This window comes from Streptomyces sp. NPDC048196 (assembly GCF_040652715.1).
Classification (GTDB): domain Bacteria; phylum Actinomycetota; class Actinomycetes; order Streptomycetales; family Streptomycetaceae; genus Streptomyces; species Streptomyces siderophoricus.
This window is the reverse complement of record NZ_JBEZMM010000097.1, coordinates 1-15176: the sequence shown is the minus strand read 5'-3', so window position 1 is coordinate 15176 and position 15176 is coordinate 1. Positions and strand designations below refer to the sequence as shown.

General features: G+C 71.9%; 13 protein-coding genes and 1 pseudogene. 6 read left to right on the top strand and 8 right to left on the bottom strand.

The features are described 5' to 3' along the window. Positions 1–292 precede the first annotated feature (292 nt). Positions 293–1834 carry an AMP-binding protein gene (locus AB0E02_RS38810; RefSeq protein ID WP_362149363.1) on the top strand — a complete coding sequence of 514 codons (1542 nt, stop codon included), beginning with the start codon at positions 293–295 and terminating at the stop codon, positions 1832–1834. A 91-nt stretch (positions 1835–1925) separates the two neighbouring features. Here the strand turns inward: AB0E02_RS38810 and AB0E02_RS38805 are convergent, their stop codons facing one another. Then, on the bottom strand, positions 1926–2348 hold the full coding sequence (locus AB0E02_RS38805) for a Rid family hydrolase (protein WP_362149360.1): 423 nt from the start codon (positions 2346–2348) through the stop codon (positions 1926–1928). An 84-nt stretch (positions 2349–2432) separates the two neighbouring features. Beyond that, complete coding sequence (locus AB0E02_RS38800; RefSeq protein WP_362149357.1) at positions 2433–3422, bottom strand: zinc-dependent alcohol dehydrogenase family protein; 990 nt, start codon at positions 3420–3422, stop codon at positions 2433–2435. 178 nt (positions 3423–3600) lie between these two features. Here AB0E02_RS38800 and AB0E02_RS38795 point away from each other — a divergent pair, with 178 nt between their 5' ends. The 5 genes from AB0E02_RS38795 (at position 3601) to argJ (ending at position 9768) form a co-directional block, all read left to right on the top strand. Next, positions 3601–4524, top strand: coding sequence for an AraC family transcriptional regulator (locus tag AB0E02_RS38795; protein ID WP_362149354.1), 924 nt, complete (start codon positions 3601–3603; stop codon positions 4522–4524). A gap of 194 nt (positions 4525–4718) precedes the next feature. Further along, positions 4719–6278, top strand: a complete 1560-nt coding sequence (locus AB0E02_RS38790) for an adenosine deaminase (protein ID WP_362149366.1) — start codon at positions 4719–4721, stop codon at positions 6276–6278. 366 nt (positions 6279–6644) lie between these two features. Further along, positions 6645–6821 (top strand): hypothetical protein, encoded by a 177-nt coding sequence (locus AB0E02_RS38785; RefSeq protein ID WP_362149351.1) that lies wholly within the window; start codon positions 6645–6647, stop codon positions 6819–6821. After that, positions 6818–8467 carry an AMP-binding protein gene (locus AB0E02_RS38780; protein ID WP_362149349.1) on the top strand — a complete coding sequence of 550 codons (1650 nt, stop codon included), beginning with the start codon at positions 6818–6820 and terminating at the stop codon, positions 8465–8467. Before AB0E02_RS38785 ends, AB0E02_RS38780 begins: the two co-directional genes overlap by 4 nt. Before the next feature lie 98 nt (positions 8468–8565). Further along, positions 8566–9768, top strand: coding sequence for a bifunctional glutamate N-acetyltransferase/amino-acid acetyltransferase ArgJ (gene argJ, locus AB0E02_RS38775; RefSeq protein WP_362149346.1), 1203 nt, complete (start codon positions 8566–8568; stop codon positions 9766–9768). 50 nt (positions 9769–9818) lie between these two features. Here argJ and AB0E02_RS38770 read toward each other — a convergent pair whose 3' ends face one another. The 6 genes and pseudogenes from AB0E02_RS38770 to AB0E02_RS38745 form a co-directional block, all read right to left on the bottom strand. Continuing rightward, positions 9819–10202: an MmcQ/YjbR family DNA-binding protein gene (locus AB0E02_RS38770; protein WP_030416909.1), complete on the bottom strand. Its 384-nt coding sequence runs from the start codon at positions 10200–10202 to the stop codon at positions 9819–9821. A 53-nt stretch (positions 10203–10255) separates the two neighbouring features. After that, positions 10256–10792 (bottom strand): GNAT family N-acetyltransferase, encoded by a 537-nt coding sequence (locus AB0E02_RS38765; protein ID WP_362149342.1) that lies wholly within the window; start codon positions 10790–10792, stop codon positions 10256–10258. Between the two features lie 95 nt (positions 10793–10887). Then, positions 10888–11625 (bottom strand): hypothetical protein, encoded by a 738-nt coding sequence (locus tag AB0E02_RS38760; RefSeq protein ID WP_362149339.1) that lies wholly within the window; start codon positions 11623–11625, stop codon positions 10888–10890. Between the two features lie 566 nt (positions 11626–12191). After that, positions 12192–13664 (bottom strand): catalase, encoded by a 1473-nt coding sequence (locus tag AB0E02_RS38755; protein ID WP_362149336.1) that lies wholly within the window; start codon positions 13662–13664, stop codon positions 12192–12194. Between the two features lie 195 nt (positions 13665–13859). After that, on the bottom strand, positions 13860–15068 hold the full coding sequence (locus AB0E02_RS38750) for a thiamine pyrophosphate-binding protein (protein WP_362149334.1): 1209 nt from the start codon (positions 15066–15068) through the stop codon (positions 13860–13862). Between the two features lie 5 nt (positions 15069–15073). Further along, positions 15074–15176 (bottom strand): annotated as a pseudogene (locus AB0E02_RS38745) (2-hydroxy-3-oxopropionate reductase); the annotation flags it as partial.

Genomic DNA, 15176 nt, shown 5'->3' with positions numbered 1-15176 from the left:
TGTGGACGTAAAGCGTCAGCAGTCCACACAACCGGCCCCGGAGGTCCGTCACCGCACCCGACACCACCCAGCCCGCCGCAGGCGCAACGGCGAGAAACCCCGACGGCGGGCAAGACGGCTACGTGCGGGGCGCCGCCAAGCGCAACGGCGACCAAGCCCCGCGGCCGGACAGACGGCTACGTGCGCGGCACCGCAAAGCGCAACGCCGACCAACCCCCACGGCGGGAAAGCCAGGTACGTGGGACCCTCTCACCCGGCGGTACCTGGTCCACCCGAACACAGGAGAGCGCACATGCGGACACCGATGACGATCGTGGACTTCCTCGACCGTGCCGAGCTGGGCTTCCGGGACAGTCCCGGTGTGGTCGACGAGCCGCGGCAGCCCGCCGTGCAGGTGCCCGTGGCGAGTTACGGGAGGTTCGCCGAACGAGTCCGTGCCTGGCAGGCGGGGCTGGACGCCCTCGGGGTCGGTGAGGGCGAGCGGGTGGCCGTGGTGAGCCACAATTCCGCACGCCTGTTGGAGCTGTTGTTCGCGGTGCCGATGAGCGGCCGCATCTGCGTCCCGGTGAACTTCCGCCTCAAGCCGGAAGAGGTCGATTACGTGGTGGCGCAGAGCGGGGCGTCGGTCCTGCTCGTCGACCCGGAACTCGACGCCGCGCTGGCCGAGGTGAAGGCCCGCCACCGTTTCGTTCTCGGCGAGGAGACCGAGACCGGGCTGATGCGGTTCGGGGTCGAGCCGCGCCCGTGGTCGCAGCCGGACGAGGACGCCACCGCGACGATCAACTACACCTCGGGTACCACGGCCCGCCCCAAGGGCGTACAGCTGACCCACCGCAACATCTGGGTCAACGGCATGACCTTCGGGCTGCACACCCGTGTGTGGGAAGGCGATGTGTACCTGCACACCCTGCCGATGTTCCACTGCAACGGCTGGGGCATGCCGTACGTGATGGCGGGCCTGGGCGTCAAGCAGGTGGTGTTGCGCAAGGTCGACGGCGCCGAGATCCTGCGGCGCGTCGACGAGCACGGGGTCACCCTCATGTGCGGTGCCCCGGCCGTCTGGAACATGGTGCTCGACGCGGCGGCGACCTGGGAGGGCGAGATCCCGGGCCGCGACCGCGTGCGGATCGTCTGTGCGGGGGCCCCGCCGCCGACCAGGACCATCCAGCGGGTGGAGGAGGAACTTGGCTGGGAGTTCACCCAGCTCTACGGCCTGACCGAGACCTCACCGATGCTCACCTTCAACCGCACCCGGCCGGCCGATGCCGCCCTCCCCGCCGAGGAGCGGGCGCGCAAGCTGTCCCGTGCGGGGCTGCCCGCGCTGGGGGTGAAGCTGAAGGTCTCGGCGTCCGGTGAGGTCCTGGCCCGCTCCAACACGGTGCTCGACGGGTACTGGGACAAGCCGGAGGAGACGGCGGAGGCCCTGGAGGACGGCTGGTTCCACACCGGCGACGGCGGCACCCTCGACCCGGGCGACGGCCACCTCACCATCTCCGACCGGAAGAAGGACGTGATCATCACCGGTGGGGAGAACGTGTCGTCCATCGAGGTGGAGGACACGATCTTCAGTCACCCGGCGGTCGCCGAGGTCGCCGTCATCGGGGTGCCGCACGAGAAGTGGGGCGAGACGATCAAGGCCCTGGTGGTGCTGGCGGAGGGCGCGACGGCCGACGAGTCCGAGATCATCGCCCACTGCAAGCAGCACCTGGCCGGCTACAAGGCCCCGACGTCCGTGGAGTTCCGCGAGTCCATTCCGCGTACGGCGACCGGCAAGATCCAGAAGTTCAAGCTCCGGCAGCCGTATTGGTCGGGGATCGAGCGAGGGGTGAACTGAGGGAGCGTACGTTGCTCCGCGCGTGTCCGGGGCGGCGGGGCGGGGTGCGGGCCGTACGGCGGCACCGTGCCCCGCCGCCGCGCCCGGGGCGTCAGATGGCGGCCGGAGGGGTCGGCCGTACGGCGATCGCGTCGACCTCGAACAGCATGCCGGGCAGTGCGAGAGCCGCGACACCGCTCAGCGTCTGGGCCGGCAGCCGCTCACCGAAGCGCGCGTGCAGCGCCTTGCCGAGGACCTCCAGTTTGTCGGTGTCGTGGTCCACGACGTACGACCCGAGCCGGACGACGTGGTCGAAGCCGAGCCCGACGCCTTCGAGGGCCGCCCGGAGCCGGTCGAAGGCGAGTTCCACCTGGGCGGCGAAGTCACCGGGCACCGGCGAGCCGGAGGCGTCGGAGGCGTACTGGCCGGCAATGAAGACGACTTCGCCGGGCGCCGAGGCGGCGTGACTGTAGCCGAACGGCGTCGGGTCGTGGAGAGTGGCCGGGTTGGTGATCGTGCGCACGTCGCTTGTCATGATCGGTGGAACATCACCTGTCGCCCCCTCCATTCCCCGGTCCGCGGGCTCGGGGCGACGCCGCGGAGATCCGTCAGAAGCGCCCTAGTGGCGCACCGTCACCACGATCTTGCCGATCTGGCTGTTGGACTCCAGATGGCGGTGCGCCTCGACGATCTCCTCGAAGTCGAAGGTGCGGTCGATGACCGGATCCAGGGTGCCCGCCCGTAGGCCGGCGTCCAGGAAATGCCAGATCCGGCGCCGCGCCTCCGGGTCGCCGGTGACCTGGAGGTTGCCGTAACCGAGGATGCGCAGCGTCCAGTTGAGCGGCAGGGGCGTCGGCCTCGGGTCGAGCCAACCGTAGACGATCAGCAGCCCGCCCGGTGCGACCGCCCGGGCGACCTCCGTCAGTCCGGGGCCGGACACCGGGTCGAAGACGATCTCGGCCCCGCGCCCGCCGGTGACCTCGGCGACCTGGTCGAGCAGCCCGCCCTCGTCGAGGGCGATCACATGCGCCGCACCGAGCTGCGCCAGGCGTTCCCGCTTCGCCGCGCTGCGGGTGACGGCCACCGGGATCGCGCCGAGGTGGCGGGCTATCTGGATCGCCGCCACCCCCACGCTGCTGGAGGCGGCGGTGATCAGTACGGTGTCGCCCGGCCGCAGTCCGCCCTTCTCCACCAGCGCGCCGTAAGCGGTGCTGTACGACAGCCAGAGGGCGGCCCCCGTCGCCGCGTCCGTCCCGCCGGGGCGACGGAGCAGGCTGTCCGCCGAGATGCGCAGGTGGTCGCCGTACACGCCGTGGGTGCTCATGTCACCCGCGCCCGCGGTCAGCACCGGGTCGCCCACCGAGAAGCCGGTCACGCCTGCTCCGACCGCCAGCACCTCCCCGGCCGCCTCGTAGCCGATCCGGGACCCCGGCAGGGTGGCCTGGTAGTAGTAGCCGCCGGAACGGAACAGCGCCTCGGCCCGGTTGAGGCCGAGTGCGTCCACGCGGAGCAGCACCTCGCCGGGACCGGGCGCACCGAGTTCCACGTCTTCGATCCGCAGTACTTCCGGGCCGCCGAGCTCGTCGAACACCACGTGTTGGGCCATCATCACCGTGAATCCGTTCCTGTCGTTTTTCTGTCATGGGGCATGCGTGAATCGCCTGATGAGCAGGGGATTTCGCCTCCGTCGTGGAGGCGTGGATCCACCGTACGAAGAGCACGTTCGCCGGCCCATGCCACAACGTCTCGCGATCATGTGCAGGCGTCTCCTCGGTACGCTCACCGGCATGGACGTACTCAGCGACGCGATCACCGCGATGCGCACCGGGCGGCCGCACGCCTCCCGCAAGCAGCGGCACGGCTCGTGGGGCCTGCGCTTCCCGGCCACGACCGGCGTCGGTTTCCATGCCGTACTGGAGGGCTCCTGCTGGATGCTGCCCGAGGACGGCAGCCCGCCCCTCCGGCTCACCGCCGGTGACCTCGCGTTCGTCCACGGAGTCGGGCACGGCCTGGCCGACGACCCGGGGACCCCGCTGGTCGAGGTCCGCCAGAATCCGGACGGCTCGTGGCCGCCCGGCCCCGACACGCCCGACGACGGAACACCCCGCACGCTGACGCTCTGCGGCGCCTACCGCTTGAACCGGTCCCGCCCCCACCCACTGCTGACCTGTCTGCCCGGCCTGGTCCGGCTGCCCACCCACGGCCGGCCGCTGGGCGCGGTACTGGACCTGCTCCGCACCGAGACGGCCCACCCCCGGCCCGGGGCGGAGGCCGCCGTCTGCAACCTGCTCGACACCGCCCTGCTGTACATCCTGCGGGCCTGGTACGAGGAACACGCCGCGGCCACGAACGGCTGGGCGGCGGCCTTGCGCGACCCGACGGTCGGACGGGCCCTGAGCGTGATCCACCACGATCCGGCCCACCCCTGGACGGTGGAGGAACTGGGCGCGGTGGCGGGCCTGTCCCGGGCGGCCTTCGCGAAACGCTTCACCGCTCTCGTCGGCGAGCCGCCGCTCGGCTATCTGACGTGGTGGCGGCTGACCCTGGCCGGCCGTCTGCTGCGCGAAGGGGACCAGCCGCTCCGCGTCATAGCCCAACGCACCGGCTATGCCTCGGAGTTCGCCTTCGCCAAGGCCTTCAAGCGGGAATACGGCACCGCCCCGGGCCGGTACCGGGCAGAGCCGGCGGTTCTCCTCGGCAACGCCGGCTGACCGCTCGACTGCCCCCGCCGCCCCTCTGATGTCGCCCCGCGGCCACTTGCGCCTCAGGCGCCACGCACGCGGTTCCCGTCCGGGGTAACTTGCCGAAAAGGGGCTTCGCGCGGCCTCGTCGAGCCTGCACGATGGCGATCGTGAATGGTGATCGCCATCGTGCCACGGACCGTCGCCGGGCTCTTCGGGCCGGTCTGGCCACCCTCAGCCTGCTGTCGCTCCTGTCCGCCCTGCCCGCCGCCGCCCAGCCGGCCAACTCCCGTACGCAATCCGCGCCTTCCGCGCGTCCGCGCACCGCGGCCGAAGTGCGGACCGCCGCCTATCTGGAGTCCATCCGCCAGGAGCCGAGCAGGCTCCGCGATTTCTTCCGGCGCCTGCCCAAGGGCGGTGATCTGCACAACCACCTGTCCGGCGCCGTCCCCACCGAGTACCTGATCGAACTCGCCGCCGAGGACGGACTGTGCATCGACGAGAAGACGATGACCGCCGTCGTGCCGCCGTGTGGTCCGGGGAAGCGGCCGGCTGCGGACGCCCGGACCGACCGGGCGTTCCATGACGCGCTGGTGCGCGCCTGGTCCATGCAGGACTTCCCGCCGGGCGGGTCGGGGCACGACCACTTCTTCGACGCCTTCGGGAAGTTCGGGGAGGTGACCTGGCGCCACCGCGGCAAGCTGTTGGCCAGGGTCGCCGACGACGTCGTCGCCCAGAACCAGTTCTACCTGGAAACGTTGGTCACCCCCGCCTCCGAGGAGGCCAAGCACCTTGCCGACCAGGTCGGTTGGCAGGACGACCTCGGCCGTATGCACCAGGCGCTGGTGGCCGACGGCAAGCTGGACCGCCTGGTGGCCACCGCCCGCAAGGAGGCCGACGACGCGGACGCCGAGTTCCGTACCACCTCGCACTGCGGCACCTCCCACCCCGCGCCCGGCTGCCGCCTGACCGTGCGCTGGAACGCCCAGGTGTCCCGGGGCGGCAGCCCCGAGCGGGTGTTCACGCAGATGGAGCTCGGCATGCGGCTGGCCGAGCGGGACCCGCGGTTCACCGCGGTCAACCTGGTGGCGCCCGAGGACTGGGACAGCTCGCTGCGCAACTACACCAGCCAGATGCGGATGCTCGACTTCCTGCGCCGGAAGTATCCGCGCGCCCACCTCACCCTGCACGCCGGCGAGCTGTGGCCGGGCCTGGTCAAACCGGAAGACCTGAAGTTCCACATCAACCAGGCGGTCACCCTCGCCCACGCCGAACGCATCGGCCACGGCGTCGACCTCGTCCATGAGGACAACTGGCAGGAGCTGGCGAGGACCATGGCCGCCCGCCAGGTGGTCGTCGAGGTCCCCTTCACCAGCAATGCCCAGATCCTCGGCGTCAAGGGCGCCGAGCACCCCTTCCTGACCTACCGCGCGTACGGGGTGCCGATCGTGCTGGCCACCGACGACCCCGGCATCTCCCGTATCGACATCTCCCACGAGTACCGGTACGCGTCCACGACGTACCACCTCGGCTACGGCGACCTGAAGGACCTGGCCCGGGCCTCACTGCAGTACGCCTTCCTGCCCGGCCGCAGCCTGTGGCGGGGCAACCCGACGCGGGACGGCTACCGGCCCGTCGACGCCTGCCGCGGCCGGCTCCCCGGCACCGGATCGCCCGGTGCCGCCTGCCGGCAGCTGCTCGCGTCCAGTCCCAAGGCGGCCGTCCAGTGGCGGCAGGAAACCGCCTTCGCTGCCTTCGAGCGGCGCTTCACCACCCACCGCTGAACCGCCCCTCTCCCGGCCTCGGCGCCCCCGCCCGCAGCGGGGACGCCGAGGCCGTCCGCTGCGACACCCCGGACGGGCTCGAACTTTTCTTCGTGGGGCGAACGGATGGGTGGTTGTGGCCCCGGCCGGGCGCGCCGGACGCCATCCTGTACACGGCGCGCACCGGGTGTCCTTGGAGCGGCTCGTCCCCTCCGACGGGCAACCTTGCGGGTGTTGTGGCAGCGATGGCCGATGCCGGGCTTCTGGGAGCAGCTGATGAACGCAGTGGCGGAGGCGCCGCGGGACGCGCCACCGGAGGGGGAAGTGATGCTTCGTCCCCTTGAGTCACGGGGACGCATCGGTCCCCGGCCGAGATGCTCGGGGACGATGAAGACGATCACCGAGCGCACCCACGAAGTCCCGGCCCCTTACCCGCACGTCCGGCGTCCTGAGGTCGCCGTCCTGCCGAAGACCGTCCCCGGCACCCTCAGCCGCAGTGAACTGCCCGCGCGCACCGCGCCGGGCGGCGGTGGTGCCGCGTACTGGGAGGAGAACCACCGATGAGCCCGTCGCACCAGGAGCTGTCGTACGCCAGCGGGGCCGCCGAGCGGCCGCTGCTCGGGCACACCATCGGCGCCGACCTGGCCCGCACCATCGCCCGGTGCGGTGACCGTGAGGCGCTGGTCGAGAGGGCCGGCGGCCGCCGCTGGACCTATGCCGAACTCGGCCGGGCCGTCGACGAGGTGGCGCTCGGCCTGCTCGCCAAGGGGGTCGGCAAGGGCGACCGGGTCGGCATCTGGGCGCCCAACTGCGCCGAATGGGTGCTCGTCCAGTACGCCACCGCCAAGATCGGCGCCATCCTCGTGAACGTCAACCCGGCCTACCGGGTGCACGAGTTGGCGTATGTCCTCCGGCAGGCCGGCATCACCGTCCTGGTCTCCGTGCCCCGGCACCGGACGAGCGACTACCGCCGGATGATCGAGCAGGTCCGCGCCGAAAGCCCGGCGCTGCGCGATGTGATCTACATCGGCGACCCCACCTGGGGCGGACTGCTGGCCGCCGGCGCCGGGGTCCCGCACACCCGGCTCGCCGAGTGCGAGAAGGCCCTGACCGCGGACGACCCGGTCAACATCCAGTACACCTCGGGCACCACCGGCTTCCCCAAGGGCGCCACCCTCTCGCACCACAACATCCTCAACAACGGCTACTGGGTGGCCGAGACGCTCGGCTACACCGAAGCGGACCGGGTCTGTCTGCCGGTGCCCTTCTACCACTGCTTCGGCATGGTCATGGGCAACCTCGGCATCACCTCGCACGGTGGCTGCATCGTCATCCCGGCCCCCGCCTTCGACGCCGGCGCCACCCTGCAGGCCGTCCAGGACGAGCGCTGCACCTCGCTCTACGGCGTGCCCACCATGTTCATCGCCGAGCTCAACCACCCGGACTTCGCCGACTACGACCTGACCTCCCTCCGCACCGGCATCATGGCGGGCTCGCCCTGCCCCGAGGAGGTCATGAAGCGGGTGGTCACCGAGATGCACATGGCCGAGGTCGCCATCTGTTACGGCATGACCGAGACCTCACCGGTCTCCACCCAGACCCGCCGCGACGACGACCTGGAGCACCGCACCGCGACGGTGGGACGGGTGCTGCCGCACATCGAGGTCAAGGTCGTCGATCCGACGAGCGGGGTGACCGTGCCGCGCGGCACCCCGGGCGAGCTGTGCACCCGCGGCTACAGCGTGATGCTCGGCTACTGGGAGGAGCCCGAGCGCACCGCCGAGGTCATCGACCCGGCCCGCTGGATGCACACCGGCGACCTCGCGGTGATGAACGACGACGGCTACGTCCGGATCGTCGGCCGCATCAAGGACATGATCATCAGGGGCGGGGAGAACGTCTACCCGCGGGAGATCGAGGAGTTCCTCTACACCCACCCCAAGATCGCCGATGTCCAGGTGGTCGGCGTCCCCGACGACAAATACGGTGAGGAGATCGCCGCCTGCGTCATCCTCCGCGACCCCCAGGACCCGCTCACCCGCGACGAGTTGGCCCGCTACTGCCGCTCCCGCCTGGCCCACTACAAGGTGCCGCGCTACCTGGAGATCCTCGACGCGTTCCCGATGACCGTCAGCGGCAAGGTCCGCAAGGTCGAGCTGCGCGAACGGCTGGCGGAGGGGGTGGCGAAGGTGGGGAAGGCGGCGCCCTGACGGGGACTCGGTGGTGAGGCGCCGGGCCCCGGGTGGGGTCGTCCAGCGCTCCGTAAATCGCTGGACGCCCCGCCTCCCACCTTGTAAAAATATGCCGCATGACGCATATAAATGCAGCAAGGGCTGACGTTGAGGCCGGCTCCCTTTCCTGGCCGACCGGATTCCGCGCCTACACCGGCCACGGCGGGCTGCGCGACCAGGGCGATGACATCTCGGTCGTCGCCTCGGACCGCCCGGCGGTCAGCGCCGCCATGTTCACCCGCAGCCTCTTCGCCGGCCCCGCCGTCGTCCTCAGCCGCGCGCACGCCGCCGGGCGGGACCTGCGTGCCGTCACCACGCTGGCGCAGAACGCGAACGTCGCCACCGGGCGCCAGGGCGAGGCCAACGCCGCCGAAGTCGTCGGCCGGGTCGCCGCCCTGCTGGGCATCGACGACCGCCAGGTGCTCATCGGGTCCACCGGAGTCATCGGGCGCCCGCTGCCGATGGACACGATCCGCGCCCACTTCGACGGCGCGGCAGGACCCGGCCCCGAAGCCTTCGGAGCCGGGCCGCTGGACGTGGCCCGCGCCATGATGACCACCGACACCCGCCCGAAGACCGCCGTCCGTACGGTCGGCGCCGCGCGGATCGTCGGTGTCGCCAAGGGCGTCGGCATGCTGGAGCCGAACATGGCCACGATGCTGGCCTACCTCTTCACCGACGCCGAACTGCCGCCGGACGACCTGGACACGGCGCTGCGCACCGCCGTCGACCGGACCTTCCACTGCCTGAGCGTCGACACCGACACCTCCACCTCCGACACCGTCGCGGTCCTCGCCAACGGCGCGGCCGGGCCGGTCGGCACGGCGGAGTTCACCGCGGCCCTCACCGACCTGTGCCTGGACCTCACCCGGCAGCTCGCGAGCGACGGGGAGGGCGCGACCAAGCTCCTGCGGGTCACGGTCGGCCGGGCGCGGGACGAGGCCCAGGCCCGGCGCATCGCCAAGAGCGTGGTGAACTCCCCCCTGGTCAAGACGGCCGTCCACGGAGCCGATCCCAACTGGGGCCGGGTGGTGATGGCCATCGGCAAGAACACCGAGGACCGCGACATCACCCCGGACCGCGTCACGGTCGCGTTCGGCGGCATCGAGGTGTATCCCGAGGAGCCCACACCGGAGACCCTGGACGCGCTCACCGACGCCATGCGGCAGCCCGAGGTCGCGATCATCATCACCCTCGGCCTCGGAACCGCCGAAGCGACCGTCTACGGCTGCGACCTGTCCGCCGGTTACGTCCGGGTCAACGCGGACTACACCACCTGACCGAAGAGCGCGCCGTCGGGGTCGAGTACGGCACGCCCGCCCGCGGGCGGTCAGCGGCGCCGCGACTCACCCGGCCAGTCGAGCAGCAGTCGCTGGGCCCGCGGCAGCGAGGCGACCACCAGGTCGTAGGAGTCCTCGATCATGTCGCGGACGAGCTGATCGGGCAGCGCCCCGGCCAGGGAAACGGTGTTCCAGTGCCGCTTGTTGAGGTGGTAGCCGGGCACCACTTCCGGGTGGGCCGCCCGCAGCCGCTCGGCCAGCTCCGGGTCGCACTTGAGGCTCACGCTGAGCGGCGTGTCCGTGAGCGTCGTCAGCGCGAAGATCTTGCCGCCGACCTTGAAGGTGCAGACGTCCTGGTGGCGCGGGAAGGGGAAGTCCTCGGTCGCGCCGTTGAAGGCCAGGCAGTAGTCCCGGAGCGCACTCGCGTCGATCATGTCCTCATTATGGGTGGGCGATGTTCAGGACCACCTCGAGACCTGACGGCACATCAGCTACACCCCGGGCCGATCGGCCGCACGCTCGGCTCGCGGCGCATGCACACCCGCGGCCAGCGGTCCAGGCCCAGCGCCGCCTCCCGCGCCCGTACCGCCCTGAGCCCGGGGGTCAGTTCGGCGTCGGTGAGCACCCGGAAGCCGAGGCGGGCGTAGTACGGCGCGTTCCACGGCACCTCGGCGAAGGTGGTCAGGGTCAGCGGCACCGGGCCGCCGTCGCGCGCCGCCCGGTCGATGAGGGCCCGCCCGATGCCCCGGCGGGCGTGGTCCGGGTGCACCGACACCTGCTCGACGTGGGTACAGCCGTCGACCGGCTCCCAGAGGAGATAGCCGACCGGCCGCCCGCCCCGCCCGGGCCCCTCGTACGCGGCCAGCGCCCGGCCGGCCCGCTGAAACCGCATCAGCTCGGCCGGCGAGGGCGGTTCGTCGTCCGCGACCGGGGCCATGCCCAGGTGGCGGAAGGGCTCACCGGCGGCGCGTTCCAGGTCGCGCAGCAGGGGGAGTTCGCCGGGCGACGGGACGGAGAGGATCACTCCGCCAGTGTCGCCGGTTCCGCCGGGCCGGGCGAACGGGTTTCCGCGGCCCGCGGGACCAGGTGTCGCCGACGGCGGCGTCGCGGACGGCGGCCTCACGGGTGGGCGGCGCCGTACCTGATCAGTTCGTCGGCCGGGTCGTTGACCGGCTGGGGGGTGCCTGTGAGGTCCATGACGAACAGCGGGATGTGCAGTTCGTCGGCGCGGGTCCGGGCGTCCCTGGCGTAGCCGGCGAGTGAGAAGAAGACCGCGATGGCGGAGTCGTTGAGGCCGTTGAGCCAGACGCACTCGATCTCGCGGAGCTGGGTGGCGCGGGTGGTCGGGTCGACCTGGGCCACCACGCCGGTGCCCCGCAGGTCCACACCGGCGGCGGTGCGTTCCTGGGACCGGGCGACGTCGGCGTAGCCCAGCCACTTCAGATACTGCTGGGCGGCGGTGACGCAGTCCCGGGCGGTACGGATCGTCACCGGGCGGAAGGCCGGCCGGAGGACCGCGCGCCGGGGCTGGGCGACGGGTGGTGCCTCGGCGGCCGGCCGCGCGGGCGAGGGGAAGTTCGGCGGGGGCGGGGTGGGCGCCGGGACGACCGGGACCCGGACCACCGTGCCGCACACGCAGCCGGACTCCGGCGCCGGCCATTCGTCGTGCCGGCCGCACACGTCGCAGCGCACCTCCACCCAGGACGCCTGCCAGGTGCGGTGGAGTATCTCGACCGGCACCCCGCCGCGCAGCACGGGCATGGTCAGCGGGGCACCGCATGCGCACGGGAAGGTGGGCGGGGTGAAAGCGTTCTCGCGGCGGCACGTGGGGCACCGCACCGGCACGCTGTCGGCCATGGTCGGCTCCTGGCGGTAGGGCGGCAGGCAGTTGGGTTCTGCTGCTGTTCCATAGTCTCCGTAAACCAGGGTGCCGTGGGGGGAATTACGGTGAGAGGGCGCGGGGCGGGAGGATTCCGCGGAGGAAACCACGGCGCACGCGGCGCACCCGGCGCGCACGGCGGCGCACGGCGGAGTGCACAACGGAGGCGGTCGGCGGGGGCGCGTCAGGAACGAGTCCCGACCGGGCCACCGGGCCCGGCACCGGCCCAAGGCCCCGGCATGACACAAGGCCCGGGATCCGTGACCGTACGGATGCCGGGCCCTGTGCGGTGGTTCCCGTCCGACAGTGCGAGAGTTGGGCGCGACGGGACATCGCACCGCCGGACGGAGTCTGGGGGAGGGGTGGGGAAGAGGGAGCAGGCGGGCTCCGCGGTGTGGGGAGGTGGCTCGCCCTTCCTGTCGGGCGAGCACTGCCACCGCACTGGACTCCCGGTGACCGCGGAGCTCGCGCTACCTCTCCGTACCGGCCGACCACCCCTCAACGGGCCGGCCGGTACGGAGTGCGCAAGGCAGCTGACCTCCCGTCAGTCCTCGCGCAGCTCGCGGACCCTGGCCTCGACGCGCTTGCCGTAGTCCTGGTCGGCGGCGTGGAAGTGGGCCAGGTTCTTCTCGATCACGTCGTCGCGGCCGACCTGGGAGAGGCCGCCGGCGATGTTGTCCACCAGGCGCTTCTTCTCGTCCTCGGACATCAGGCGGTAGAGCTCACCGGCCTGGAAGAAGTGGTCGTCCTTGGTGTGCAGCGGCGCCTCGTGGGTGCCGGTGTGGCCGGCGACGGCGAGCGGGGCGGAGAGCGCCTCGTTCGTCTGCACCGGGCCGCCGTAGGAGTTCGGCTCGTAGTTCTTGGCGTGCCGGTCGTAGGCGTTGGTCGCCATGAAGCCGTCCCGGCCGTAGTTGTTGGCCTTCGCCGCCTTGGGGGCGTTCACCGGCAGCTGGGTGTGGTTGACGCCCAGGCGGTAGCGGTGCGCGTCGGCGTAGGCGAACAGCCGGCCCTGGAGCATCTTGTCCGGGGACGGGCCGATGCCGGGCACGAAGTTGTTCGGCGAGAAGGCGGCCTGCTCGACCTCGGCGAAGACGTTGTCGGGGTTGCGGTCCAGGACCAGCCGGCCGACCCGCTGCAGCGGGTAGTCCGCGTGCGGCCACACCTTCGTCAGGTCGAACGGGTTGAAGCGGTAGTCGGCCGCCTCGGCCGCCGGCATGATCTGCACGTAGAGCGTCCAGGAGGGGTACACGCCCCGCTCGATGGACTGCAGCAGGTCGGTCTGGTGGCTGTTGGGGTCCTTGCCGGCCAGCTCGGCGCCCTGCTCGCTGCTGAGGCAGCGGATGCCCTGGTTGGTCTTGAAGTGGTACTTGACGAAGAAGGCCTCGCCGTCGGCGTTCGTCCACTGGTAGGTGTGCGAGCCGTAGCCGTTCATGTGGCGGTAGGAGGCCGGGATGCCGCGGTCACCCATGAGCCAGGTGATCTGGTGGGTGGCCTCGGGGGCGTGCGCCCAGAAGTCCCAGACGTTGTCCGGCTCCTGCTTGCCCGTGAAGGGGTCGCGCTTCTGCGAGTGGATGAAGTCCGGGAACTTGATCGGGTCCTTGATGAAGAACACCGGGGTGTTGTTGCCGACGAGGTCGTAGTTACCCTCCTCGGTGTAGAACTTCAGGGCGAAGCCGCGCGGGTCGCGGGCCGCGTCCGGGCCACCGAGGCTGTCGGCGACGGTCGAGAAGCGGAGGAACGTCTCGGTCCGCTTGCCGACGGTGTTCAGGAAGTCGGCCCGGGTGAAGGCCGTGACGTCGTCGGTCACCTCGAAGTAGCCGTACGCGCCGGACCCGCGGGCATGCACCACGCGCTCCGGGATGCGCTCGCGGTTGAAGCGGGCGAGCTTCTCCAGCAGGTGCTGGTCCTGGAGGATGATCGGGCCGCCGACGCCGGCGGTTGAGGAGTTCTGGTTGTCGGCGACGGGGGCGCCAGCCTCCGTAGTGAGAACGCGCGCCGTCGGCGTGGGCTTCGACATGGTGACCTTCCGTACGAGAGCGCGGAAGTTGACTTCCGCATGTCGGAGCGTAAGAAGAGCTCCGACCAAACGTCAACAGTTTGTTGAAACAAACCTGGGTGGGTATTCCGGGCGGCGGCCGCGCCTGGGCGCGACAGGACAGGTGTCAGCGCAGCCACCGCCCGGAAGTTCGGGGGCCGGGCCCTCGGCGGGTGCCTAGGGCCCGTGGGTGTACTCGTGCACCGGCTCGACGGCCGGGCCGACGGGAAGGCGTACCGGGGGACCGGTCCGGACGTCGACCAGGACCGGCCGCCGGGTGGAGACGGCCTCCTTGCGGGCCCACTCGACCGCCGTGCGCAGCTCCGCCGGATCGACGACGTCCCGGCCTGCGCAGCCGTACGCCTCGGCGAGCTTCACGGGGTCCGCGAAGTCCTCGCCGGCCCGGTCCGGGGTGTGCAGGAGCAGCACCATCGGGGCGTCGAACCGTGCCGCGGCAGCCAGTTCCCCGGCCAGGGACGGGAACCCGTCGCCGTCGAGGACCACGACGACCTCGGCGTCCCGCTCGCCCCGGCCGTCCAGGGCCTTGCGGACCCCGATCGCGGCCGGGACCTCCCAGCCGGGCGGACCGCCGCGGCCGTAGAGATGCTGCACCCGGGGACCGCCCGGACCGACCGCGAACGGTGCTTCCAGAGGGCCGCTGACCAGGTACGTGTCCGACGCGGTGGCCGGGTCCTGGCCGGTCCCGAAGACCGCGGCGAGCTCCGTCAGGAACCAGGGCGGCACCCCGCGGACGGTACCGGGGTCGACGTGCCCACCACGGTCCGCCGTCAGGCCCGCGGGCGCCGCCGCCCTGGTCGGCGGGACGGACCACCGGCCGCCACCGGTGGCCCGCCCCGCGTCGGATGCGATCTCCGCCACGACCAGATCGGCCGGGACGTCGATCAGCACCGGGCCGGGACGGCCCTCCCGCGCGATCCGGAAGGCCTCACGGAAAGCCCCCGGGATGCGCGCGGGATCCTCGATCCGCTCGGCCCGCTTGGTGACCGGAGCGGCCAGCCGGACCAGGTCCGGCGGACGGTGGGCCGCCCGGCGCGGCGGCCCGGCGGCGGTCGGCCGGCCGGTGAGGCACACCAGCGGGACCGCGTCCTCGGCCGCCGCGCACAGACCGGCGACCAGCCGGGCCGCTCCCGGCCCCGCGGCCACCGCGACGACGCCTGCCCGGCCGCTCGTCCGGGCCCAGCCGTCGGCCATGTGCACGGCGGCCTCGGCATGGCGCACCGGCAGGTGGGCGATACCGCCGGCCTCCGCCATCGCCGCGTACAGCGGGAGCAGCGGGCCACCGGGGCAGCCGAAGACGAGGTCGATGCCCTCGTCCCGCAGGATCTGCACGGCCGCCCGTGCGGCGGGGATCCGCTGCGCCGGCATGGACGTCAGGCCCCGGTCGGGTAACCGGAGAGGCGTTCGACGCCGCGGAGGAGGGCGGAGTGGTCCAGGCCGCCGTCGCCCTGGGCGCGCAGGGAGGCGACGAGTTGG